Genomic DNA, 25,637 nt, shown 5'->3' with positions numbered 1-25,637 from the left:
AAAAAGTGCAAACAGAGTTTAGCCTGGTTGCGATGGCCCATAACCTGAGAAAACTTCAGATCAAACAAGAGAAAATGGCTATATAAGGCCTTTTAATCCCAATTTCATGTAAGGTCGATCAAAAGTTGGCCAACAAAATAAGTTCGGTGAGGTATTCTATAGCCATAGAAAAAAAAGCTGACTAGATTAGCATTGTACCTTTTTAGTCAGCCCCTGAGTTGGACACAGTATAAATTACTCCTTAGTGTTGACAATGAGGAAAAAAGAGAATTTTATGTTGCTGAAACAAAAAAGAACAACTGGACGTCGCGGCAACTGGAAAGGCAGGTTCATAGTAATCTTTATGAAAGACTTTTATTAAGCAATGATAAAGAAAGTGTTTTAGCTGTTGCCAAAAACGAAAAACAGCCTGTTGATGCCAAAGAAATAATTAAGGATCCGATGCTTCTGGAATTTCTCGGATTAAAAAGGGAGTCCTCTTATTATGAAAAGGATTTAGAAAGTGCCATTATCACACATTTGCAGGACTTTTTACTCGAACTGGGCTATGGATTCTCTTTCGTATCAAGGCAAAAGAGAATCCATATTGAGGGTGATGAATTTTTTGTAGACCTGGTATTTTATAACCGTTTGCTACAATGTTTTGTAATCATTGAAATCAAAACACATAAATTAACCCATCAGGATATCGGTCAGTTGCAGATGTATGTCAATTACTATGACCGCATCGAAAAACTATTTCACGAAAACCCAACTATTGGAATTTTGCTCTGTGCCGATAAAAATGATGCAGTTGTAAAATTTACCCTTCCTGACGAACAAAAACAAATTATTGCCAGCCAGTACAAACTTTATTTGCCAACAGAAAAGCAATTACTTGATGAGGTTAGCAAAGAGATGGAGAATTTTCAAAATGGTGAAAACCTTTAAGACATATGCCACTTTCCGACCTAGACGCTATTCATTTGTTCCAATCTTATTTCTGCGGACGGGAGGATGTATTTGCCATACGATGGGAGAAAGCTGGGAAGTCTGGTTATATACCAGCCTATCACTATGACCCATACCATTACGCAAAACACAAAATAAGTGGAGGAACCTTCCAAAACTATCCGCACAAAACCTACTTGCCATTTAATAATGCAGAAATAGAAAAACACATAAAAGGAATCCAGCAGATTGGAGTCTATCCATTGTTAATCGATAATACTTCTCGATTTTTAGTTGCAGATTTTGATAAGCAGAATTGGAAGAAAGAAGCTGTAGCCTTCGTGAACGCCTGCGAACAAAAAGGGATTCCAGCTTATCTCGAACGTCCACGGTCGGGAAATGGTGGTCACGTCTGGATTTTTTTCGAAAGTCCATATCCAGCGATAAGAAGTCGAAAGATTTTTATTTCCATTTTGGAACAATCTGGCGTCTTTTCAATGTTTGATAAAAGTTCCAGTTTTGACCGATTATTTCCCAACCAGGATTTTCTTTCAGGTAAAGGACTAGGAAACCTAATTGCATTACCCTTTTTTAAACCAGCAATGGAAAATGGTAATAGTTGTTTCCTTAACCCAGTTACGCTAGAGCCCTATACCGATCAATGGCAATTCTTGAGAAGCTTAAAAAGAGTATCGATAGCTATACTGGAAAAAATGAATGTAGAAATTTCTCTACCGCAAAATGTAGCAGATGCTAAAAGCAAGGATGGAGCACTAAACATCATACTTGATAAAGATATACGTATTCAAAGAAATGACTTAATTGCACCGTTGATCAACTTTTTGAGAGAAGAGTTGAATTTCGCCAATTCCGAATTTTTCATCAAGAAGAAAGCTGGTAAAAATACTTTTGGAATAGATCGCTATTTTAAACTTGTAGAAGAAACAGAAAACGAAATTGTTATACCAAGGGGATTTATAGGTCGGATTTTGCGTTTCTGCAAGGATCAGAACCAGAATTTTGATTTTCAGGATCAGCGAAAATCAAAGCCGCTAATTCCTGTTCAATTTGTAACAAAGTTGAAAAAGCATCAGGATAAAGTACTGGAGATCGTTTCAAAAAAAGATTTTGGAGTAATAGTTGCCCCACCTGGATCAGGCAAAACAATTATTGGATTGAAAATAATTGCAGAAAAGAAACAACCAGCTTTAATTGTTGTACATCGCAAGCAGTTGTTAGAACAATGGCAAGAACGGGTTCAGGCCTTTTTAGGGATACCCAAACACGAGATAGGCATTATTGGTCAAGGAAAAGTTAAAATTGGAAAACAGATTACTATTGCAACTATCCAGAGTTTACCCAAACAACTCGCAGGAATTGAAGATTTATTCGGAATTGTTATAATCGATGAGTGTCATCATGTTCCTGCCGAAAGCTATCGCGCTACCATCGAAAAAATAAAAACATTTTACCTCTATGGCCTGACCGCCACCCCATTCCGGAAATATAATGACGATAAATTAATTTTTGCTTTTTTGGGTGAGGTGATATCAGAAGTTTTAAGCCATGAAGTTGAAAAGCATAAACATGCACAGATTATCATTAGGAATACGGATTTTGATGTTCCTTTCAATTCCAAGATTGATAATTTTGAAACCCTTTCAAAAATTCTCATCCACGACACCCAGCGCAACAACTTAATTTTAAAAGATATCCAAAATGAACTTGCTTTAGGTAAAAGGATTGTCCTTATTACAGAAAGAAAAGAGCATATAGACGTATTATATCTCTTGCTAAAACAGTTCTATGAAGTAATAACTCTTAGTGGGAATGACTCTGAAAACAATAAAAAAACCAAATGGACAACTCTGCAGCAAGGAAACTTTCAGGTACTGATTACAACGGGCCAATATTTTGGGGAAGGTTCAGATCTTTCGAGCATTAGTTCTTTATTTTTGGTCTATCCATTTTCTTTTAAGGGCAAGCTGATCCAGTATATTGGCCGTGTACAGCGTTCGGAAATTAATCCCATAATTTATGATTACCGGGATTTGAAGATAGATTATTTGAACAAGCTATTTTTGAAAAGAAATACCTACTATCGTAAAACAATTAGGCAGGCAGATCTTTTTGACGAACCAACATTATCTGTTCCAGAAAAATTATACGTGGTAATCGAAAAACAGATTAAAATACCCATAGAAGATCTTGATTTTAAATACGGGAATATTGGTTTTGAATATATAGATAAAGACAGTACCCTCAGGTTTGAATTTGAAATAGAAAATGAAGAATTCAGACCGGAATTTGAAGTACTGAAACCGTATTTTACAAAGATAATTCATTCAAAATTTATAACGATAGATATTTACGCAGAAACAGAAAATGGGGTAATTCTATCTCAAATGGCTACTTCACAAGATATTGACAACATCAACAAAGAAATTGTGGAAAGCGTAAAATTTCAATTTCTCAATAATAATTTTATCCATCAAAACCCAACATCAAAAACAAACATCCTTACGTCCAGCGAATCTTCAAAAACACAAAGTATTTATCCTGATGCTGAAAGTATTCTGCATGACCTATTAAAGAGAAAACAGTATAAGCACTCCAAACAAATTCAGTTTCTGGCAGACAAACACGAGCGGAATATTATGAAATTAAGGTTTGTGCTGCAACCGTTTTCATTTGTTTTTCTTCTTGCCGGAGAAGAAAACTATCATATTATTTTAGAGACGCTGGATACCGAAGAAGCAACTTATATCTGGCATAGCATCAAAAATAAAGCTGTTTTGGCCCATACTATTAAACAGATTGATAAAGAACTGAACATCATTAGGGAAAAAGGGCGTCAGGCCTACTTGGAAACGAATCCTCATAATTTTTCAAGAATACATCACGACTATTTGGATAACAATAAAGGGTTTATAATTTGGAAAGGGCTATTGGAAGAACGGCTGCTGTAATATTTTAAGCTAAATTTATTTTAGTTTTTTTTGATATAATTTCAAATAGTTAGTTCGAAACGAAAGATGTAAGAACTTAGAATAGCTAATGGTGAAATTGCCAATGGTTAAAATCTTCATCCTAAATGGCTTAAAGTGGGATAATTGAAAGTATATTGTTTTTCTTGATAAGAAGGAGATTAAGTTATCTGCCAGAGACAACATTGAAGTTAACGACGAAGAGACTGCAGTAATATTGAGTTTTTTATACCATATTGCCAAAATCCATAACCGAAAAATGATATTAGAGGATGTTGAGATCCTTAAGGAAAAGCTGAATAAGTCAATAGTCGCTTCGTATAGGCTTGATAGATTTTTTTAGACCCAACTGTATTTTGATATAGAGCAGCCGATTGGGAAATGTCGAACCGGTAAAAGGAGAGGTGCAACTAATTATTATATAGTGATTTATGGGTGTAAAAAAAGGAAACAACAAAAATGTGCTGTTTCCTTATGGTAGGGTCAAGCTTCAATATGTCGACCTTTTATGAGCATTGTGAAGCTGTGGTGAATTTTGAAAACGTAGTAAAGAATAAGGTAGATGGGCAATATCGAAAAAAAAGGCTTTATAATCTAATTATCAGATAATATGATTAGTAAAAATAACCATGAAAACATTGTCAATTGAATGAAGTGAATCAAGAAAATCAATTCTTATATTTAAGCAGCTCGTCTACTAATTCGAAAACGGTTGTTGAAGATTCTTCGTTCGCTGGACTTGTGTGATCAAAAAGTTCATAATTTCTTTTTGCCCTTTCAATGGCAAGCAATACTCTATCGGTTTCTGTTTTTGGGCCCTTGCTCATCAATACATCAAAGATGTCTTGAGTGACTAATTTACTGTCTTCTCCCTCATATTCTAGGTGGAATGGTTTCAGGTGCTTATTAATGACTTCATCATATCGACTCCTGTGCATTCCTCCACCCTGATGATCGTCGAAATGCAATATCATCCAGTATTCAAATGACATATTTGAATATGCGACCTTAAGTCCGTTTGTTTTTGCCAGCTTAATTGCATCATTAAAATCGCTGTTGGGGAAATCATCTTTGTCAAACACACACCATATCTGATCATATTTCTTTTTTTGACTCAGATGAATGGCATGTTTAACACATGCAAGCGTATTATATCCTTTACCCAATGCCTCCACGGTGGCAGAGGCTAATTTGAATTGGTTAAAATAACTGGGTTCTGTAATTTTTGCCCTCACAAACAATACGAAAATCCTGATGAATGGGTTTTTCTTGTTCTGTCCTTTCTAAAACTGGTTCAGCACGTCGTTTAAGTTTAGAGGCTTTTCTTTTCTCTAAGGCTTTTTCTCGCCCTCGTTTAATGTTTGCGTCTTTTTCCTAAGGGAAGCTACTTGTACGGCTGACCATGCCTTCTGAGCTGGTGCAGTTTTAATTTTTGATGTAGACATAAGAGCTCAAAGATATTAATTTACAGCAAAGTCACCAATACAACTAAATAAGGGAATTTTTAAAATTTAATAGTTTAAATGACTTAAACCAATAAATTATCTTGCGAAACATGATTTTTGAACGCGGTTTATGGTAATTTATTTGTTTTGTTTGATTTTTGGAGTAGTTAATCCTTATCTTTGCGGCGAAATGTTGCACAGGTTTATTGCCATATCTTTATTGTTTGCACTGATCGGATCCAATTTTTCGCGTTTTTTTATTTATGCCGGTTTCGAGGTAAACCAGAAATATATATCAGAAAAACTATGCGAGAACCGGGACCGTCCATGGATGCACTGTAATGGCAAATGCTTTTTGATGAAGAAACTAAAGCAGGCCGAGGAAAAGGAGAAAAAACAGGAAAGGGAAAACCAGCGGAGCCATTACATGGAAGCGCTGCCTACAGCTGCCTCATCCTTTACCTTTAAACGTACGGCAGTCAAAATTATTTATCCTGAACGTCCGGTGCTTGGTACGATGCACCGTGCCTTTTCTATATTCCAGCCACCAAAAGCCTTAAGTCCTCAGGCTTAAATCCAATTGCTTTATCTTTTTTTGCCGTGTGCATTCAGGAATTTTCTGATTGCTTGGCATTTGTATAATTCTAATCCATCGTTGCCATTTTTGACAAGCGCTGGCGTTTAGGCCTGTATTTTATTTTCGGGATAATCTCCCTCAAAATCCAAATTACAAACCAATACATTAATGGCATCCGATAGGTATGCCCCAACGAATTATATTTAAAAAAAATGAAAAAATTTTTAACGATCATATCATTATCTACACTTTTATTTGCTTCATGTTCAAAAGATTCTGAATTGGCAGTAGCCACAGAAACCGAAGGTAAGGCGAACCTGACCTTTGATGCCGTTGTGGGTACAACAGATTTCGCGCTTGATAAAGATTTCACTGTAGGCACTAAAACCTGGAACTTTACCCAGCTAAGATACTGGGTAAGCAATGTAGTACTGGTTAAGGCAAGCGGCGAAGAGTATGCCGTTCCCAACAGTTATTACCTGATTGAAGAGAACAAGGCTGCTGAAACAAACAGCACCTATATCTATCCTGCAAACAAAAGAGAAAGCGTTGAGCTTTCGGGCATTCCAGCAGGGGATTATAAATCAATCCGTTTCTCTGTTGGCGTTCCGGAGAAATACAATAACAACCTGAGTCTGCAGGCAGGCGAGCTTTCTCAGCTTAACGGGATGACCAATGTTTCATGGATGTGGGCTACCAGCTATATTTTCTCTTCATTGAAAGGAAAAGTAACGGAAGCAGGGGCTACCAAAACCATTGCAGTGGAGACCGGTTTGAATGCCAACTTTAAAACAGTAACCCTTAACCTGCCATCTACCTTGCATATCGGTTCAGCCAAATCAACTACCATTATGTTGAATGCTGATGTGACCAAGATTACAGATGGCGTTGACATTATGACTACCCCTTCAGTAGGTGCATCTCAGGCTACTGTTATGGCCGCTGTTGCTGCAAACTATTCAGGCAAAGTGTTTACCGTTAAATCTGCCCAGTAATATCTGTGGCAAATTTTAAGTCCTTTAAAGGCTTTGCCATGCTGATGGCATGTGCCGCTATATTCTTTATCTCTTCCTGTAAAAAGGAAGAGGTAAATGATATGGCAGGTGAAACTATTCCCAAAAAAATTGCGCTTGATATCCCTGCGAATTTTCCTGCGGTGCTGGATGATCCGGACAACCCGCTAACTGAGCAGGGCGTTGTGCTTGGAAGGTTGCTTTTCTACGATACGCGGCTTTCGGGAAGCAACAAGCTTTCCTGCGCCTCCTGCCATCACCAGGAGCTTGCCTTCAGCGATGGGCTAGCGTTGAGCAGTATCGGCGAATCCGGACAGACCTTGCCACGCCATGCGCCGGCACTGATCAACCTGGCCTGGGCAAAAAGCGGCCTTTTTTGGGATGGTGGATCAACCAACCTGGAATCGCAGGCCTTCGGACCGCTCACCAGTGCTGATGAAATGCACCAGAACCTCTCTGAACTCGAAGATGAGCTCAAAGCTGTACCCGATTATGTAAAACGCTTCAAGGATGCATTTGGAACCGGCGTAAAATCAGCCAATATCGTCAAAGCACTCGCGCAGTTTCAGAGAACACTCATCTCCGCAAATTCCAGGTATGATAAATACATCAGGAAAGAAAATGGTTCGGTGTTAACTGATCCCGAAATCAGGGGAATGGCACTGGTTAACGCCAAATGCCGCAGTTGTCACTCTGGCGAACTTTTTACCGATGATGGCTACCATAATAACGGGATTGATAAAGATTTCAGCAATGCTTCGCTCGATGGCCTTTACCAGGGTAGATCCAGGATTACTTATAATCCCCTGGACCTTGGAAAGTTTAAAACGCCAACGCTGCGAAACATCGCCCTTACCTCTCCTTACATGCACGACGGGAGAATAAAAACCCTTGCTGAGGTAATCGAGCATTATAATAGTGGCATCCAGGTTTCGCCTACTACCGATATACTGCTTTTCCAGAACAGCGGTCAGGCAGGCATTCCGCTATCGCTACAGGACAAGAGCGATATCATTGCCTTTTTAAATACACTCACGGATGAGGATTTCATCCGCAATACAAAATTTAACAAACCCAATTTGCCATGATAAGATTCAAATACACCATTACGCTTCTCTTAAGCTCAGCAGTATTGCTGATCTGCTCATGCAAAAAAAGTGAAGATGTCGCCCCGGACTTCAATGAAAGCAATCTGGCGCCGTTTTCGGTAGAGTTCGATAACATTATCGGCGACCGTACCCTAACCTTTAACAATACCGCCACACCCTATACCAATGCAGCGGGGGAAAAGTTTACCGTATCGATGCTTCAATATTATATTAGCAACATCAAGGTAGCGACCTCGGATGGCAAAGAATATGTGGTAAAACAGGACAGTAGCTACTTTATGATCAAATCATCTGATAAAGCTACGCGTTTTGCAAAGGTCCGCGTTCCAGAGGGCGATTATACCAGGCTGACCTTTACCTTAGGGGTAGACAGTCTGCGCAGTACCATGGGGATTGACAAACGCACCGGCGTTTTGGATCCTTCAGGTGACCACGATACCGGCGGTATGTACTGGGGCTGGAACTCTGGATACATATTTTTTAGGTTCGAAGGAAATTCCGGAGTGATCTCCGATGACGTAAACGGTGATCCGACCGGAAAGAAACAGTTCAAATACCATATCGGCGGCTTTGGTGGATATTCAGCGCCTACGATCAACAACATCAAGACCATCACGGTGGATCTGACCACGGCAGGTATTGCCAGAGTGAGAAAGGACAGGCAGAGCAACGTTCACCTTTTTGTTGACGCGATGAAGGTCTTTAACGGCCCTAACAGTTTTAGTATCGCCGCGCATCCCAATGTGATGTTCAGCGACTACAGCGTAAACATTGCAAAAAACCTAACCAGTATGTTCAGACACGACCACACCGAAAACTAGGCATGATGAGTAAAAAACATTTCTTGATTATTTTTTCGCTATGCCTTTTTGTTTACGCCTGCAAGAAGAGGGATATGGTGCAAGAGCAGATCGAAACTTTCCTGGGTTTTCAGAAACCGGCCAATTTTCCAGAGCCGGTTTACAACCTCTCTGCCAATCCGGTAACCAAGGCAGGCTTTGAGCTGGGGAGGAGCCTTTTTTATGAAGCAAGACTTTCCAGGAATAATACGGTAAGCTGCGGCTCCTGTCATATCCAGTCTTCTGCTTTTACGCAGCATGGGCATGATGTGAGCCATGGCATAGATGACCGTCTCGGTACCCGGAACTCTCCGCCAATTATGAACCTGGCCTGGAATAAAGCCTTTATGTGGGGCGGAGGTGTATTTGACCTCGACCTGCAGCCTATTGTGCCCATTACCACCCATGAGGAAATGGATGAAAGCGTGAATAACGTGATGGCAAAACTGAGGCTTTTGCCAAAATATACCAGCCTATTCAAGAACGCCTTCGGTACTGAGGAAATCACCACCGCAAGGATGATGAAAGCTCTATCGCAGTTTATGGTGATGTGCATCAGCAGCAATTCCAAATATGATAAAGTGATGAGAAAGGAAGCGGGTGCATCCTTTACCACGCAGGAGCAGCAAGGCTATCTGCTGTTTAAGGAGAAATGCGCCTCTTGTCACAGTGAGCCTTTGTTTACCGACGGATCCTTTCACAATAATGGGCTCTCTTTGAGTCCCATTAACGACCAAGGATTATATACTGCGACGCTGATCGCAACTGACAGGTACAAGTTCAAGGCACCGTCACTCCGAAACCTGAAATATACAGCGCCTTACATGCATGATGGCAGGTTTTTGACTCTTGACGGCGTACTGGAACATTACAATTCGCAGGTGCAGGACCTGCCAAACCTGGATCCGATCTTAAAAAACGGAGCTAAGCTTGGCATCGCACTAAGTGATGATGACAAGAGCAAACTCCTGGCATTCTTATCCACACTGAACGATGAGGCTTTTATAAACAATCCGGCCCTGGCCGAACAATAACAATTTAGCATGAGCATTAAAAAAACAATAATCTGGATCTTTCTGATGGCGCTTAGCTTTCCCTCCCTGGCCTGCGATATCTGCGGCTGTGGGGTAGGGAGCTACTACATCGGGATCCTACCTGAATATAACAAGCGGTTTCTAGGGCTGCGTTATCAGTACAAGTCCCTGCAGACCCACCTTGGGCCCGGGGGCGAGCGCACGCCTTTGACCGCGGACGAAACCTACCAGAGCGCCGAACTTTGGGGCGGATGGAATTTTGGGAAGAAGTTCAGGGTTTTAGCTTTTGTCCCCTATAACTTCAACGAGCGTAAAAGTCAGGAAGCAAGTGGCAGGAAGAACGGACTTGGTGATATTGCGGTGATGGGTTACTATAATCTGTTCAACCACAGCGGAACCCTTGGCGAGAAACTGCTTGTCCAGTCTTTATGGATAGGAGCGGGTATTAAGGTGCCTACCGGAAAATATGAACCGACCGAACGCCTGGCCGTTCAGGAGTCCCCGAACAACTTTCAACTGGGCACAGCAAGTACCGATTTTACGGTCAATGCGGCTTATGATATCCGCTACAACGACCTGGGAATGAACCTGAATGCCAACTATAAAATAAATACCGAAAATAAATATGCGTACCGTTACGGCAATAAGTTTACTGCAAACGCGCTCGTATATTATAAATTCCGTATTGCCCATACCGTAACCGTAGCCCCTAATGCAGGGGTACTGTACGAAACCGCAGATAAAGATGTGGAGAACAAAAAATATATGGTTGAGGTTTCGGGCGGCTATTCGCTCTCTGCCGTTGCAGGTTTAGAGGTTGCCATGAAGGGACTTTCCGTAGGCGCCAATTACCAGAACGTCAGGTCGCAGAACCTGGCAGGGGGAAGGGCATATGCCGGAAACCGCCTGATGGTACACATGAGCGTTCCGTTTTAAGCGATGTAAAAAGTTAATTGAAATTAAAATTTTAAGGATATGAAAAATCTGATCAAAAAATGTTCCCTGGCAGTTGGCCTACTGGCGCTCTGCGCAGCAGTAATTACCGGATGCAAAAGTGAACCCGATTACAAGACCGTCCGTCAGGAGGTGATGGATCTTCATGATAAGGTGATGGGGGATGGGGAAAAGGCAGTAAAGAACAGGATGGTTCTGGATACCTTTGCCAGGGTAAAACTCAAAGAACTAAAACAGATAAAGCCCGATCTTGATACCGCTGAAGAAAAAAACAAAATCAATTTATTGATTGCAAAGCTGAGCAAGGCAGATGATAATATGATGGACTGGATGCATGGTTTCCAGCCGGATATCGAGGGCAAGAGCAATGCAGAGGCGGTAAAGTATTTTCAGGGGGAGATGACCAAGATCAAAAAGCTTGATAATGAGTACAAACATGCCCTGGATGAATCGGATGCTTACCTGAAAAAGTTTAACCTTAAACCCACTTCGCAAGAGGCAAAACATGATCACAGTAAACATTGATTTTTAATATAAGCAAGAGATGAGTAAAGAGCGCATAAGAATAATGTTGGTGCTTGCGCTGGCAATCATGATCTCCGCGTGCGGGCAGAGCGAACGCCGGCTGCCGCTAATCCCAGATGGGGTAAAGCAGACCATGGTGGACGGAAAGCCCGTGATTGATACCGTTTACAAGACGATATCGGATTTCAGCTTTTTAAACCAGGACAGCGTAATGGTGACTAATAAAGATTTTGATGGTAAGATCTATGTGGCGGATTTCTTTTTTACTTCCTGCCCGACCATCTGCCCGGTTATGCACCGCAACCTTTTAAAGGTCTATGAAAAATATAAGGACAATCCTGAGGTGATGTTCTTATCCCACACCATAGATTACCGTTATGATATTCCATCAAGACTGAAGACCTACCGTTCCAAGCTTGGTGCAGACGGCAAACAATGGCAGTTTGTATGGGGCCAAAAAGACATCGTTTACGCCATGGCACAAAAGGATTACCTGGTTTCGGTTCTGGAAGACAAGGCCGCTCCCGGTGGTTATGTCCACCAGGGCTATCTGGTGCTTATCGATAAGCATCGAAGGGTTCGCGAAGCCTATGACGGAACCAAGGCCGATCAGGTAGAACAGCTCATGGCAGATATGGATATCCTGTTGAAAGAAAGATAAAAGATCAAAGCTTGAACAACAAAAAATAAAAAAGATGAAAAAAATAATGTATATGCTAGGGGTAGTGCTGCTGCTGAGTATCTCTGCTACAAAGGCAAACGATAAGGTTGTTAGCGAAACCCTGCAGACGGACACGTTGAAAAAAGACGATAGCGATCCGGTATGCAAAATGAAGGTAAAAGCAGGTAATACCAGAACAGCTGTATATGAAAAGACAATATATGGATTCTGCTCGGAAAGCTGTAGGAAAAAATTTGCCATTGAACCTAAAAAATACATCAAGAAATAGCCAGATGATAAAGAAACTATTGGTTATAGCCTTTGGCATTGTCCTTTTTTCGCTAAACCTCAAGGCACAGGAAAGCTTTGATAAATGGCCTGCACTTGAAAATTTTCATACTGTTATTTCGCAGACTTTTCACCCGGCAGAGGAGGGAAACCTCTTTCCTGTAAAAAAACGTTCAGGCGAACTATTGAAAAAAGCTGTGTTGCTTCACAAATCCGATATTCCGGTGGAATTTTCGAGGCCTGGAATTATCCCGGCTGTCCATAAGCTTTATTTGGAAACTGCAGCGCTGGACAAGCTCGTTAAAGGTAAATCTGGCGATAAATTGATTTTAGCTCAGCTTAAGCAGGTACATGATTGTTTCCACACCATTGTTGGGATATGCAGTGATAAAAAAGATTAGATGAAAAGGATATTTTTTACGGGCTTGTGTTTTTTAGCCTTAACGGCCACAGTGAGTGCCCAGCAAAAAACAAAGGTAAAAAAGGACACCGTGAAGTCAATATCGGATACAGCGGCAAAGGTACTGGACGAAGTCAGGATCAGCTCGCGCTATTACCGCCGGTATAACCTGAACAAGTCGTCAGCTGCGCTGAAGCTCAGCACCTCGCTACTTCAGCTGCCGCAGAACATTCAGGAGATTGATCAGAGCCTCATTGCCGACCAGCAGGCGATAACCATCAACGAAAGCGTGACGCGAAACGTGAGCGGGGCATTGCGAAACAACAATGCAGATATGTACAATTCTTCGGTATTTATGCGTGGAGCACAGATTACCCCTATGCGCAACGGATTGGACCTATCCATGATCTATGCAGGTCCCAGCGCAGAGGATGCGGCCATTATCGGCCGGGTAGAATTTATTAAAGGCCCATCGAGTTATATCAATGGTCTCTTTGATCCTGCCGGTTCTTATAACGTGCTCACCAAGCAGCCTACCGGCACCGAAAGCCATCAGATTAGTCTCACTACAGGCAGTTTTAACCTATACCGCCTCAATGCAGATCTGGATGGGAACCTGGATAAGGCCGGAAAGTGGCAATACCGTTTAAATGCCGCCGGACAAAAGTCCAAATCTTTCCAGAAATATAATTTCAATGATAAATTTGTGGTAGATCCGGTAATCAGGTTCAATATCAACGACCATTCTTATGTTTCTGCAGAATATGTTTTCCAGGACCAGCGGTACCAGCAGTATTTCGCTACCGTATTTGCGCCCAATGGATTTGCGAGCCTGCCGGTTGATTTTACCATAAACGATCCCAATAAGGCGCCGTTTAAATCCATTGAACACAATGGTTTTTTAAGCTATCATAATTCCTTTAACCAAAACTGGCACCTGACGATAAATACCGCTTATGCCAGGGATCACCTGGAGGGTACCTACTTTTTTGTTTCCCGCTATAATGCGGCGCAGCCCAACCTGATTATGCGAAGGGCAACTTATGAGCGTTTAAATACCGATGTGCTTGCTATCCAGCCCTATATCAGCGGTGAATTTTCTACCGGTATGGTTCGTCACCAGTTGCTGGGCGGGATAGATATCAACCGTAAAAAGTTCATTTCCTATTCCGGATCTGGAGACCCTACCGCCAATCAGACCCTTTATCCCCTGGATGCAAACAATCCTGTTTACGGGATTTCTTTTGATGCCAACGTGAGAACGGGAGCATTATCAGAGATTGCCACAGACCAGCAGACGATCTCTTATCAGGCGGCATACCTGCAGGATGAACTTGGGATGTTTGAAAATAAATTACGGGTTACTTTAGGAGCAAGACTGACCTTTAGTGAAACCGGTGTACAGAAAAGCCCTACAAAAACCAGTCTGGGTGAAACCAAAAATACTGCCTTTACGCCAAAATTGGGATTGAGTTATTCGCTGGTGCCTGATTTTTCTGTCTATGCACTTTTTGATCAGACCTTTACCCCGCAGAGTGGCGTAAATACTACGAGCGGCGAAGCATTCAAGCCGCTAAAGGGTAAGAATATAGAGGCAGGTCTTAAAAAAGACTGGATGGGCGGAAAATGGAATACCACCGTTTCCCTTTACCGGATTATCAGAGATAATGTTAAAGTAACTGACCCCTCAACCAATATCCAGACGCAGCTCGGGCAGACCACTTCGAAAGGGATAGAGTTTGACCTGAAAGGAGAAATCGTTAAAGGACTTAACACGGTAATCAATTATGCCTATACCGACAGCCATATTTCAAAGGATGAAAATAAAGCAAGGGTAGGGCTAACAACACCTTTTACGGTGAAGCATATCCAGAATACCTGGCTAAATTATCTGTTGCCGATTGAGCAGGTACGGGGCTTATCCATATCAGCAGGATACCAGCTGCAGGTGGGCAGGGCCGGCCGTTACGAACTTCAAAAACTAGCGCTTGCACCTGTATTCAGGTTAGATGCTGGTATAGGTTGGTCGCATGGCCACTTCAGCGTAAACGGAATGGTAAACAATATCTTAAACAGGTTCAATTACGGAAGCGCATGGATTACCCCTTCTTCATCTACCATTGGCACTTACGCCTATGTGCCTTATCCTCCAAGGGAGTTTAGGTTGAATGTTGGCTATAAATTTTAATGTTGAGTTAAATGATGGATTGGAAGAAGCGCATAACAAAGATATCCTTTAAGCTCCACGGCTGGTTGGGCCTTGCAGCAGGATTATTCTTCCTGCTCTATGGACTGAGCGGCTCGCTGCTGGTTTTCAGGCATGAACTTGACCGCTATTTTAATCCTGAGCTGCACAGGCTTGTTCCCGGAGAAAAAAAGATCCCTGCCGATGAGCTTTACCGCATGGTACTGCATAGCCATCCGAACCTTAAAAAGCTCGTCCTGCACGATTTTCCCAGGGACAGATATGACAGTTATGAGTTTATGCTCTACAAAAGGCAACAAAAAGTCACCGATAACTATCTGTATTATGTTTTTGTAGATCCCTATAGCGGAAAAATCTTGAGGGAGGGTGGTTATGATCAGTTTTCGCCTTCCTTTCTGCGCTGGCTCTATACCCTTCACTATAGCTTGCAGCTGGGTATTCCGGGAATGCTGCTCAGCGGGATTATTGGCCTTGTGATGCTGCTATCGCTGTTTACCGGCGCTATCATTTACCGCAAACATTTCTGGAAGGCGCTCCGTTTTAAAGCCGGGCTGAACTTTAAGAGCTACAGTACGGGTATTTCCTCCCTGCACCGCATTGTCGGCGTTTGGGCACTGCTGTTCAATATTATCCTGTTTTTTACCGGTTTCTGGATGTTAAGGGAATATTTCAGCCCTTCGATGTGGTCGCTTCCAAAGCAGCAGGCAAATTATGAAGTCCCCGCAAATATCGATAGCCTGGTAGCACGGGCCTGTAAAAACATTCCGGGATTTGTTCCGATCGCGGTAAATATTCCAACGGTAAAGGGTGCTGATATCCTGTTAAGGGGACATATGCCCCAGACCACCAATGTACTTTTGCAGGGAAAAGCCAGCGGGATTACCTTCGATGTGCAGACCGGAGAAATGAAAGGTAAGACAGTAATAGATGAACAGGGTCTATCCGATCGGTTTGAGTATATGGCTTATGAACTTCATGCGGGCGCTTTTGGAGGGGATATCTTAAAATGGATTTATGTAATCTTTGGCCTTACGCCGGGTTTTCTATCTGTAAGCGGGGCTTTGCTATGGTTAAAAAGAAAAAAAAGATAGCCCATGAAATCTATTAAAACCTCATCTGCTTTTCTTTCGGCATTAGTGCCGGTAATTTTTTTACTTATCCTTTCCGGCTGTTCGGGCGAAGAGAAAAAACTGCCCTACCTTGGAAAAATGCATTTCGAACACGGGAAGGCGGTTTATCCTGTTATTGCGGATTTTTCCTTTCTTGATCAGGATGGAAGAGTAGTAACCAACAGTACTTTCAAGAACAAGATCTATGTAGCCGATTTCTTTTTTACCTCCTGCCCGACAATATGTCCGAGAATGGCCGTCGAGATGAAAAAAACCTATCAGGCTTATTCAGGTAACCCGCGGATTTTTTTTCTGTCCCATACCATAGATCCTGAACACGACACTCAGGAAAAGCTGAAACAATACGCCGAGCACCTGGAGGTGGCTGGTAATAAGTGGTTTTTTGTGACTGGGAAAAAAGAAGAAATCTATTCGATTGCGGTAAACAGTTATTTTTCTGCTGCTTTTGCCGATAGCTCGGCGCCAGGCGGCTATGTGCACAGTGGAGGACTTTTATTGATTGACACGAATAGGCATATCCGGGGCGTTTATGACGGAACAGATCCAGGTGAAACCGAACGATTGATTGCCGATATTTCCGTGCTTTTAAAGGAGGAGTTCAAGGATTAGATGAAACGGCTGCTGGTCATATCAATGATGCTGATGTTCCTGCTGCAAAGCATGAGCACCATGTGGATAGTGGTTTCTTTTTACTTACGAAGGGATTATATTGCCAGAAACCTTTGCATTAACCGCTTTGATCTTATCCCACTTTGTAAAGGACAGTGCTATCTTTCTGACCAGTTGAAAAAGGATGCAAAACAGGAAAAGGATATGCCCGAAATCAAAGTTAAAGAAGCACCGCTTTTTTTGCAGGCCAGTGAATCTTTTGTTTTTAGAAATGAAGCTACCTTGCTAAAAGGCACCTTTGATCTTGATCTTCCGGCGTTTTATATCAATGTAGACCTTCCCGATATTGAGCATCCCCCGAGTTAAATCCAGTAAAAACAGTTGATTATTTCGAACCAATTAAAACCATTATCAATTATGCAAACAGAAAATATGGCTGCATACAGTATTGGTCTTTTTGGTGATGATCAAGCTCATTTCTGGATGGGAGATCTCAGCGGTCTTCTGGAAGAATTTCCCCAGCTCGAATATCCGCATAAACAGGATTTTTATACCTTGCTCTTTGTAGACCGGGCAGATGGGGAGGTGGATATAGACAATGAGCGGATCCGTCTGGATGCCCCGAAGATCATCATCATCAGGCCACGCTGTGTAAGCGCTGTCAATTTAAACAGAGACGCGAAAGGGAAAATGATTTGCTTTACGGCAGATTTTTTTTCTTTGCGCTATAATAACAATAACCTCTACGACTTTGAATTTTTGCAGTCTGAGGCAAGACCTTCCATCCGGCTCAACGGAGCCAGAAGAGACCGCTTTTTGCTATTGCTGGATTTATTGTCAAATGAAATGATGCTCGAAAGAACTGAAAGTAAAAACGTCATGCGCTCTTACCTGAACATTATCCTTCACGATATCCAGCGGCTTTACAGTCCCCTGGGGCATATGGGCAGCAAAAACCTCAAAAAAGAGAAGTTGCATAAATTTGAGGGGTTGATAGATAAACACTTCAGGGCTGAAAAGCTTCCCTCGTTTTATGCCGATCTGCTCAGTATCAGTACCAATTACCTCAATAAGATCTGCAGGGAAGAGAACGGGCAGACCGCAGGGGAAATTATCAGGCGCAGGATTACCATAGAAGGCCAGCGGCTTCTACATTATACAAATTGTTCAGTAAACGAGATTGCTGGCCAGCTGGGCTTTGAAAATGTGTCATACTTTGTGGCTTTTTTCAGGAAACAGACCAATCTTACCCCCGAACAGTTCCGCAGGAAAGTAATATAGATCTCAGGCCTATTCTGAGCGAATAAAAGCTTAAATTAAGGCAAGATTACACGATAATATATAAACAGTGAAAAATAAAAAATATATGAAATCAATTAATTTTTTGACCGGCCGGATAGCATCAGTTATCCACCTTTCATTTGTAATGCTACTGATCTTATCATTGGGATGCAGGGATAAAAAAGCAGCACCGGCTGATAAAACGAGCAATGACCCTAAAGCACTCAAAGTAGCGATTCTAGTATACCCGGGTGTAGAACTGCTAGATTTTAGCGGCCCTACAGAGGTGTTTTCGAATGCAAGGGGATTTCAGGTATTCACCGTGTCCACCGTCAAAGGAAAAATCAGCTCAAACAATGCATCGCTTAGCATCAACCCCGACTATGTGTATTCCGATGCTCCCCGTGCCGATATCCTGGTCATCCCCGGAGCGCCTATGGAGGTCATTGCAAAGTTAGGGAGTGACCCCGCCCTGATGAGCTACATCCGCAAGGCCAATTCCGAAACAAAACTGACCATGTCGGTCTGTACGGGAGCTGGAATCCTAGCAAAGGCCGGTATTCTGGATAACAAGAAAGCCACCTCTCATTCCAGTGCCATTGATACCCTTCGCGTCCTTTTTCCCAAGACGCAGTTCTTAACCGATGTCCGCTTTGTTGAAGATGGTAAGGTGGTAACCACCGCAGGCGTGTCTGCAGGAATAGATGGGGCCTTGCATGTGGTAGAAAAATTAAAAGGGCTTAAAGAAGCACTCTTTTTGACGGCGGTAATGGAATATGATAAATGGAAGCCCGAGGAAGGCCTGGTTGTAGGCGCTATGAAAATGGGAGGGGAGCATATGCAAACAATGGAGATGCCCAGCGGTCAAAGCCCGGCGAAAGCTGCCTCTCCAAACGCTGCTTTAAAAAAGGATTTGATCTGCGGCATGGATGTTTCGGACAACAGGTATGCCTCCATTTACAAGGGCAAAACCTATCTTTTCTGCTCTATAACTTGTAAGAAGCTTTTCGATCAGCATCCAGACCTGTATGTTAAAAACTAATCGGGCCGCGCTTTGTTAAACTTGATGTATCTTCAAATGATACAAATACTTACAGTATTTAATCTTTTTAGTTATGGAACCCTTAAACAGAAGAAAATTTATCGCAATGGGGCTTGCCGCTGCAGGGACAGCAGCAATAGGCAATATTGCCGCACCTTTGGAAGGCTTTGCAGCTGAAAGCCATTTGTCAACAACGGGCGAACGGGCATTTGAATTTAAACAGGACCCCTTACCGTATCCCTATAATGCACTTGAACCCTCAATAGATGCACGCACCATGGAGATTCACTATTCTAAGCACCATGCAGCATACGTTAAGAATGTAAATGAGGCCATCAAGGCCGAGAACTTAACCTATAAAACTGCGGAGGAATTTTTTGCCCATGCATCTTCGCTATCGGCAAAGGTCAAAAACAATGCTGGCGGCGCTTGGAACCACAATTTTTTCTGGGCATCGATGAAGCCTTCTCCATCTGCGCCAAGCGCTAAGCTAAAGGCAGCGATCGATAAGTCTTTTGGCTCGTTTGATGCCTTCAAGTCAGAATTCACCAAGGCCGCTCTTGGGCAGTTTGGGTCGGGCTGGGCTTGGTTGGTATGGGATAAAGGTATGCTGAAAATCACCGGCACAGCAAACCAGGATAATCCGCTAATGGACAACGCTGCGGTGAAAGGAAAACCGCTATTGGCAATAGACGTCTGGGAGCATGCCTATTACCTTAAGTACCAGAATAAAAGAAATGATTATATCTCAGCATTCTGGAATGTTGTCGACTGGGAAAAAGCAGCGGAGCGTATGGGTTAAACCCAGAATTGATTTTAAATATTTCAGTCCGTTTTAACGGTATTTGCAAACCGTATTTGCAATATAGAAAACCTCATTTTATACAGGTTCAGGGTGTTTTAACAAAACATCCTGAACCTTTTTTTTTAGCATCCAGGCAGACTTTGTGCGAAGTTTGTGAAGCTAAAAAAACATAAAAATGGACATCCCTTTATTCCACCTTGACTGGCTTAACAACCGCATGCTCATTGCCCTGATCGCTACCCTGCACGCGCTCATCAATCATTCCCTTGCAGTCGGATTTATGCCGCTTGTGGCTTGGCTTGAAAATAAGGGTGTATTATACAGCGGCCCTGAAGAGGTTACCGATGCCAAGTGGGATAAAATGGTCTACCGTATGATGTGGAGTGCATTTATTATCACGACCACCATTGGGGCAATGACGGGCGTGGGTATCTGGTTTTCGGTATCCCTGGTTAGCCCCAATTCTATTGCCAGTCTGATCCGTGTATTTTATTTTGCCTGGTTTATGGAATGGACGGTGTTCGTTACCGAAGTTGTGCTAATCATGATCTACTTTCTGACCTGGAAAAATTCCAATAGGTCTATTAAGGCAAAGACCAGGCACATCAAGTTTGGCTGGTATTTAAGTCTTTTTTCATGGATCACCATGGCCATCATTGTTTCCATCCTTGGCTTTATGATGGACCCGGGCAACTGGCTGACCCATAAATCGCTGTTCAATGGGGTCAATAATCCACTTTACCTTCCCCAAGTCCTCTACCGTACGCCGCTGGCGATGGTACTCGGCGGATGTTTTGGGCTTTTCCTTTCGGCTATTTTTACTAAAAAGGGAGAGGAAATGCGCACGAAAGCTTTCCGATATATCAGTAAATGGATACTATTCTGGCTGCCTTTTGCTATCATCGGCTCAATATACTATTATAAGTTTGTACCTACAGCCAACATGGCCAATATGTCGGTTGCCATCGGTACCCAATCCTTTCATCGGTAACTGTTTTATTCATGGGATCAGGCAGGCATATATACAGGGCCAATTCACTGGCTCCCCATCAAAAGATGATGGCCGAAAAAACCAAAGCATTTCTCAAAGCCTCCGAAGAGGCACGGAAAAATCCCGCCCCTGAGGAACTCGAAATTGATGAATCCCTGGGTAAGTTGGCAAAGGGAGGAGTGCTATTCGCCCAGAACTGTTCTGCCTGCCATGCCAAGGATACCAAAGTAGTAGGACCTCCGATAGTTGAAATGGTCTCTATATATAAAAATGACCCTGCAGCGCTGAAGCAATGGATTAAAAAGCCCGGCAAGAAAAGGGCAGACGCACCCCAGATGCCGACCTTGGGCAACCTGACTGACGCTGACCGTGATGAACTTGCTAAATATATATTATCAATTAAATAATAAAAGAATGGAACCTTATGTAATTGCCTTTGGCATCGCCCTGATCTTCTTTATGGCCAAAACCCTGATCGATTTTTATGCCCTGATTTCTGTCATTAAAAAAGATAAAACGGTATTATCCCAGCCCAATGATCTTGAGAAAAATTATGAATTTATAAAGGGATTGCACTGATTAATGTATCTTGAGGTTTAGTTGGATTAAAAATGATAGGCTTCGCTACAGCTGCTGTATTGATCGTTTCCGGAACTGCACCAAGTCTGCTATTCGGCTATCTCGCGTTTAAAAAACAAAAAACAACAAGTGGGGATTTCCAACACAGCGGCATGACTACGCTGGATCATTTCCTTGAAGGCCGTTTCCGGGAGAAAATGAACCGTAAGGCGGTCATTCAAACTGCGCATGGACCCGTTACGGGCTATTTTATGATGGAAAAAAATGGGGAGTTTACTTTCTTTCTACAAAATCACAGGCCCATAATGAAACTTTGGAAAAGCCCGATTGGGTGGATAGTAACGAAAGATTTTGAAGGCGTCATGGGTGCAAAGGAAGTGACAACTTCGCTTATTTTGTATCTTGAAGGAAGACTTTATAACTAGCATTTTATAAACCATCAAATTAAGCTTTCTAACTTAAGCCTTATTTCACCTTTTATAGTTGCTGGTTAAAAAAGTGCAAAATAGCTCATATTAAGTGGCAGGCGTTTCCTTAACTGAAAAACCTGAATAAGGATGCCATTATGGAAGATACAATTGATAAAATGCAATCTTCAATTGACAACAAAAAAAATCTTAAAATCTTAACAGATATTGACGCCCAGGATCAGTGAAAACCAGGATAAGCGTTTTCTTTTTTAAAGGTTTTAGACTGTGGACAGGTCTTTCAAAAAGATACTTACCTCAAGGTTTATCCCGGACTTGATGGTTTTGGGATGAGTTACGAACAGGAAGCCATCAGCATAAATAAAATTGATAAGGGTTGTTTAATTTTCAATATCAACAAAACAGATGGTTATAAGGTTTTGGTTTTAGATCAATCTAAAAGTAGCAACGAAAGTGCTGTTTACTGGAAAGATGAATTCCTTAAGAAGTACAGCAAAAAATATAGCCAGGAAATATCCGAAATTGAAAGGAATTTGATGAGCCTATCATCTAAAAAGTCGAACCTTGAAAAATGTGTTGATTTGGCACTGGAATATGCCGTTGATTTGCCTTTAAAGTGGGTTTCTGCTGATTATCATACCAAGCAACAGATGCAGATTTTACTGTTCCCTCAAGGCATTAGCTATAGCAAGAAAACTGACGAAAGTCGAACCACGATGATTAACAGCGTCTTTTTGTATATAGCTTATTTTTAGCAACTTATCGGGAAAAAGAAAAGAGGCATACCAGAATTGTCTCTGGATTATGCCTCTTTTGCAGATTCGGTAGCGGGGAGCAGGATCGAACTGCCGACCTCAGGGTTATGAATCCTGCGCTCTAACCATCTGAGCTACCCCGCCGGGCCAATATTTACAGATCATGTAAATATTGATGTGGTTATTTTTAAGAGTTGCAAATATAGGATAAATATATATTCAATCGAAAAGAAATTTTAAAAATAGTTTAAGGTATTGGTAGTCAATAAAATTGATTGCTTTGTGCTTGTTTTACTGCCTGATAATATCCTTTAAAAGGGCGCTTTTTTATAATAAGGTTGCGTTGCATAGTGGCTTTAGTGCAGCGGTTGGTTAAAAAACATTCTGGTGCTTAGCGATGGCGGGTATATTATGGTATGATCATGCAAAAACGGCTTCGAATATTGCTTACTCCTTGGAGTGATCAGGTTAACTGCTGAGTAGCTTTAGCGGTACTTCTTATTTACCAATTGTTTACCTTTTAGGTAATAAATTAGGTAACGCCAGGGTAAAGAATGGGTAAGCAAAGGGTAAGCATGGGGTTAACCTGGTGTACAGAACGGGTAAGCAAAGGGTAAACAATGGGTAAAGGAATTTGAAGTGTCTTATACTGAAGCAAATTAACCCAATTTAAATAACTAACCTTTATCATAACTTTATTCGAACTTTAACAAATCAAAAATTCCTTCCATTTCCTAACCATATAAGGCATATAAGTTCCATATTGGTTCAATTGAAAAATAGATTGCTGATAGAGTAATCATCCAGGTTTTTTATGAGTTGATGGTGCTTGTGTAGATATTATGAGTTTGTAAATCAGATACTTGCTATAGTTTATCGTTAACATGGCCTGCGGGCATGAGGTAAAAAAGGTAATGGCAAAACGAACTAATGACAACTGAACCATAACCAGTGAGCCAATGACAAATGAACGAACGCACCAGCTGAAACCAATAAAAATTATATTGTTGCAGATATAGAATAAATTACCTTTCTTTAGCAAAATAATATTAAAAAATTGTCCGGAACTTATCCTGGTAGTGTACTAACATGGCAGAAAAGAAAAAATTTACACTAGAGTACGAAGTTAGATCGTCACCAAGAATATTGTATAGTTTTATAAGTGAGCCAAACGGCTTATCGCAGTGGTTTGCGGATGATGTGAATTTTCGTGATCAGGTATATACCTTCACCTGGGATGATGAACAGCAAAAAGCAAAGCTGATTGCCGTAAAGGAAAATAAACTGGTTAAATTTAAGTGGCTGGATGATGAACCTCAATGTTATTTTGAGATGGAAATTGTGCAGGATGAATTAACTAACGACGTAGCCCTCTCCATTACCGATTTTACCACCGATGAGCTTTTAGCAGAGAAAAAATTAATCTGGGATAACCAGATCGATTACCTGATTAGCGTTTTGGGTGCGTAATATTACCTTCGTATTGTTTACCTTTGTAAGGTGAAAAAAATACATCTTCTATTAATAAAAGCATTTGTGAAACCATTCATAGCAACATTTTTTGTTATGATGTTTATCCTGTTAATGTTTTTTCTGTTTAAATGGATTGATGATTTAATCGGAAAAGGTTTCGAATGGTATACCATTCTCGAACTGATGTATTATGCCTCGGCAGCCAACGTATCCATGGCGCTTCCACTTTCGGTGTTGCTTTCTTCCATCATGACTTTTGGTACATTGGGCGAAAACTATGAGCTGGTAGCTATCAAATCAGCAGGTATTTCGCTGCAGAAAGCCATGCGTCCATTATTGGTGGTCATTTTGATGCTCACGGTTGCCTCTTTCTTTTTTGCCAACTATATGCTGCCCAAAGCTAACCTCAAATTTGGTTCGCTTTTGTATGATATCAGGAACAAAAAGCTTTCATTTTTGATCAAGCCGGGAGTATTTAATAACGAAATTCCAGGCTATGCCATCCGTGTTGATTCGAAGGAGGAAGATGGTACGCTGCACAATATCATGATTTACGATCATCGTGAAAATAATGGTATTCCGAAAGTAATCCTGGCCAGGGAGGGCAAAATGAATAAAACCGCTGATGGTAAGTTTCTGGTACTTAACCTTAAAAATGGGGTGCAGTACGAGGAGCAGGCTGCCAAAAACGGCATGTACAACCCAAGGCAGATCTTTACACGAAACCGTTTTAAAGAAACATCGCCCCGTTTTGATATGTCTTCTTTTGATGGCAGTACGACCGATCCCAACGCTTTTGGTAACAGTACCCCCATGTTAAACCTAAAAGGGATTGTGAAAAAACGTGATTCACTGACCAAACAATTGGATACCATGAAGATGCGTACCGTGGCTAACCTCACCAGTAATTTTAAACAGTTTAATGTAACTAAAGGTTATACGAGCGTAAAAGCGGTTCCGAAAAAGATTGACGACGTCATATTAAAAAGCATTCCGAACGGATCGCGTAAAATGGCCCTTGAGAATGCAACCAATACTGTTGCAAACATTATGCAGCACGTTCCTAACTGGGGGCCGCGCCAGACAGATTTAACCGGCGAAATCATTTTTACCACAGTGGAGTATCAGCGTAAATTTACGCTGGCAGCATCTTGTATTCTGTTGTTTTTTATTGGTGCGCCACTAGGCGCCATTATTAGAAAAGGTGGGATGGGTTTGCCTGTAGTAGTAGCTATTTGTTTCTTTCTGGTGTACCATATTATCACCACAGTGGCCGAAAAATCAGCGCGTGAAGGCAATTTGAATCCAATTTTCGGTATGTGGATTGCAGTGATTGTATTATCGCCCTTAGCCGCCTTTTTAACCTATAAAGCTACCGTAGATTCGGCCTTATTTGATATAGATTATTACAAGCAGCTATTTCTTAAGCTTTTTAAAAGGAAAGAAAAATAGGCTGCTTTTCCTTTACTTACAGATGATATTTTAATCCAAAAATTGCTTAATAAGGTTGTACCTTTGTACGGGTTATCGTGTGTAGTATAAAACCATTTTAATACGCTTTATACACCATTGCCCC

General features: G+C 41.6%; 27 protein-coding genes and 1 tRNA gene. 26 read left to right on the top strand and 2 right to left on the bottom strand.

Annotated features, from left to right (window positions below):
- Positions 1-192 precede the first annotated feature (192 nt).
- The gene (locus QZ738_RS06180) at positions 193-930 is read left to right on the top strand and encodes a PDDEXK nuclease domain-containing protein (protein ID WP_293785703.1); all 738 of its coding nucleotides are present in this window, start codon (positions 193-195) and stop codon (positions 928-930) included.
- A 5-nt stretch (positions 931-935) separates the two neighbouring features.
- Entirely contained in the window at positions 936-3,899 is a 2,964-nt protein-coding gene (locus tag QZ738_RS06175) for a DEAD/DEAH box helicase (protein WP_293785701.1), read from the top strand.
- Between the two features lie 686 nt (positions 3,900-4,585).
- On the opposite strand, the gene QZ738_RS06170 is transcribed toward QZ738_RS06175, so the two are convergent.
- On the bottom strand, positions 4,586-5,152 hold the full coding sequence (locus tag QZ738_RS06170) for an RloB family protein (protein WP_293785699.1): 567 nt from the start codon (positions 5,150-5,152) through the stop codon (positions 4,586-4,588).
- A 568-nt stretch (positions 5,153-5,720) separates the two neighbouring features.
- On the opposite strand from QZ738_RS06170, the gene QZ738_RS06165 reads away from it, so the two are divergent.
- The 22 genes from QZ738_RS06165 to QZ738_RS06060 all read left to right on the top strand — a co-directional run bounded on the left by QZ738_RS06165 (position 5,721) and on the right by QZ738_RS06060 (position 22,588).
- Positions 5,721-5,936 carry a hypothetical protein gene (locus QZ738_RS06165; protein WP_293785698.1) on the top strand — a complete coding sequence of 72 codons (216 nt, stop codon included), beginning with the start codon at positions 5,721-5,723 and terminating at the stop codon, positions 5,934-5,936.
- 215 nt (positions 5,937-6,151) lie between these two features.
- Positions 6,152-6,934 (top strand): MbnP family protein, encoded by a 783-nt coding sequence (locus QZ738_RS06160; RefSeq protein ID WP_293785696.1) that lies wholly within the window; start codon positions 6,152-6,154, stop codon positions 6,932-6,934.
- 38 nt (positions 6,935-6,972) lie between these two features.
- Positions 6,973-8,040, top strand: a complete 1,068-nt coding sequence (locus tag QZ738_RS06155; RefSeq protein WP_293785694.1) for a cytochrome c peroxidase — start codon at positions 6,973-6,975, stop codon at positions 8,038-8,040.
- Complete coding sequence (locus QZ738_RS06150; RefSeq protein ID WP_293785692.1) at positions 8,037-8,882, top strand: MbnP family protein; 846 nt, start codon at positions 8,037-8,039, stop codon at positions 8,880-8,882. Before QZ738_RS06155 ends, QZ738_RS06150 begins: the two co-directional genes overlap by 4 nt.
- A 2-nt stretch (positions 8,883-8,884) precedes the next feature.
- Positions 8,885-9,934: a cytochrome-c peroxidase gene (locus QZ738_RS06145; RefSeq protein WP_367268565.1), complete on the top strand. Its 1,050-nt coding sequence runs from the start codon at positions 8,885-8,887 to the stop codon at positions 9,932-9,934.
- A 9-nt stretch (positions 9,935-9,943) separates the two neighbouring features.
- Positions 9,944-10,870 carry a transporter gene (locus tag QZ738_RS06140; RefSeq protein ID WP_367268564.1) on the top strand — a complete coding sequence of 309 codons (927 nt, stop codon included), beginning with the start codon at positions 9,944-9,946 and terminating at the stop codon, positions 10,868-10,870.
- A 39-nt stretch (positions 10,871-10,909) separates the two neighbouring features.
- Positions 10,910-11,413: a hypothetical protein gene (locus QZ738_RS06135; protein WP_293785690.1), complete on the top strand. Its 504-nt coding sequence runs from the start codon at positions 10,910-10,912 to the stop codon at positions 11,411-11,413.
- Positions 11,414-11,432: 19 nt separating this feature from the next.
- Entirely contained in the window at positions 11,433-12,074 is a 642-nt protein-coding gene (locus QZ738_RS06130; protein WP_293785688.1) for an SCO family protein, read from the top strand.
- 34 nt (positions 12,075-12,108) lie between these two features.
- Entirely contained in the window at positions 12,109-12,363 is a 255-nt protein-coding gene (locus QZ738_RS06125; RefSeq protein ID WP_293785686.1) for a YHS domain-containing protein, read from the top strand.
- 4 nt (positions 12,364-12,367) lie between these two features.
- Entirely contained in the window at positions 12,368-12,763 is a 396-nt protein-coding gene (locus tag QZ738_RS06120; RefSeq protein ID WP_293785684.1) for a hypothetical protein, read from the top strand.
- On the top strand, positions 12,764-14,950 hold the full coding sequence (locus QZ738_RS06115) for a TonB-dependent siderophore receptor (protein ID WP_293785682.1): 2,187 nt from the start codon (positions 12,764-12,766) through the stop codon (positions 14,948-14,950). It begins immediately after the preceding gene.
- Positions 14,951-14,961: 11 nt separating this feature from the next.
- Positions 14,962-16,059 carry a PepSY domain-containing protein gene (locus QZ738_RS06110; RefSeq protein ID WP_293785680.1) on the top strand — a complete coding sequence of 366 codons (1,098 nt, stop codon included), beginning with the start codon at positions 14,962-14,964 and terminating at the stop codon, positions 16,057-16,059.
- A gap of 3 nt (positions 16,060-16,062) precedes the next feature.
- A complete protein-coding gene (locus tag QZ738_RS06105) occupies positions 16,063-16,707 on the top strand; it encodes an SCO family protein (protein WP_293785678.1) in 645 nt (214 codons plus the stop codon).
- A 24-nt stretch (positions 16,708-16,731) separates the two neighbouring features.
- Complete coding sequence (locus tag QZ738_RS06100; protein ID WP_293785676.1) at positions 16,732-17,073, top strand: hypothetical protein; 342 nt, start codon at positions 16,732-16,734, stop codon at positions 17,071-17,073.
- Between the two features lie 51 nt (positions 17,074-17,124).
- A complete protein-coding gene (locus tag QZ738_RS06095; protein ID WP_293785674.1) occupies positions 17,125-17,988 on the top strand; it encodes a helix-turn-helix transcriptional regulator in 864 nt (287 codons plus the stop codon).
- Positions 17,989-18,055: 67 nt separating this feature from the next.
- Complete coding sequence (locus QZ738_RS06090) at positions 18,056-19,030, top strand: DJ-1/PfpI family protein (protein WP_293785672.1); 975 nt, start codon at positions 18,056-18,058, stop codon at positions 19,028-19,030.
- Positions 19,031-19,103: 73 nt separating this feature from the next.
- Entirely contained in the window at positions 19,104-19,832 is a 729-nt protein-coding gene (locus QZ738_RS06085; RefSeq protein WP_293785670.1) for a superoxide dismutase, read from the top strand.
- Positions 19,833-20,010: 178 nt separating this feature from the next.
- Positions 20,011-20,826, top strand: a complete 816-nt coding sequence (locus QZ738_RS06080) for a hypothetical protein (protein ID WP_293785668.1) — start codon at positions 20,011-20,013, stop codon at positions 20,824-20,826.
- Positions 20,827-20,891: 65 nt separating this feature from the next.
- Positions 20,892-21,233 carry a c-type cytochrome gene (locus tag QZ738_RS06075; RefSeq protein ID WP_293785666.1) on the top strand — a complete coding sequence of 114 codons (342 nt, stop codon included), beginning with the start codon at positions 20,892-20,894 and terminating at the stop codon, positions 21,231-21,233.
- 7 nt (positions 21,234-21,240) lie between these two features.
- On the top strand, positions 21,241-21,405 hold the full coding sequence (locus tag QZ738_RS06070; protein WP_293785664.1) for a hypothetical protein: 165 nt from the start codon (positions 21,241-21,243) through the stop codon (positions 21,403-21,405).
- 32 nt (positions 21,406-21,437) lie between these two features.
- Positions 21,438-21,830: a hypothetical protein gene (locus QZ738_RS06065; protein WP_293785662.1), complete on the top strand. Its 393-nt coding sequence runs from the start codon at positions 21,438-21,440 to the stop codon at positions 21,828-21,830.
- Between the two features lie 332 nt (positions 21,831-22,162).
- Positions 22,163-22,588 (top strand): hypothetical protein, encoded by a 426-nt coding sequence (locus QZ738_RS06060; RefSeq protein ID WP_293785660.1) that lies wholly within the window; start codon positions 22,163-22,165, stop codon positions 22,586-22,588.
- A 70-nt stretch (positions 22,589-22,658) separates the two neighbouring features.
- Here QZ738_RS06060 and QZ738_RS06055 read toward each other — a convergent pair.
- Positions 22,659-22,732: transfer RNA gene (locus QZ738_RS06055), tRNA-Met, on the bottom strand.
- 945 nt (positions 22,733-23,677) lie between these two features.
- On the opposite strand from QZ738_RS06055, the gene QZ738_RS06050 reads away from it, so the two are divergent.
- Together QZ738_RS06050 and QZ738_RS06045 are read left to right on the top strand one after the other, a co-directional pair.
- Positions 23,678-24,058: an START-like domain-containing protein gene (locus tag QZ738_RS06050; RefSeq protein WP_293785658.1), complete on the top strand. Its 381-nt coding sequence runs from the start codon at positions 23,678-23,680 to the stop codon at positions 24,056-24,058.
- A gap of 30 nt (positions 24,059-24,088) precedes the next feature.
- Positions 24,089-25,513 carry an LptF/LptG family permease gene (locus QZ738_RS06045; RefSeq protein ID WP_293785657.1) on the top strand — a complete coding sequence of 475 codons (1,425 nt, stop codon included), beginning with the start codon at positions 24,089-24,091 and terminating at the stop codon, positions 25,511-25,513.
- Positions 25,514-25,637: the final 124 nt, after the last annotated feature.

Origin of the sequence: uncultured Pedobacter sp., assembly GCF_913776295.1 — a bacterium.
Classification (GTDB): domain Bacteria; phylum Bacteroidota; class Bacteroidia; order Sphingobacteriales; family Sphingobacteriaceae; genus Pedobacter.
The sequence above is the reverse complement of the archived record's forward strand: the minus strand, read 5'-3'. Positions and strand labels throughout refer to the sequence as shown.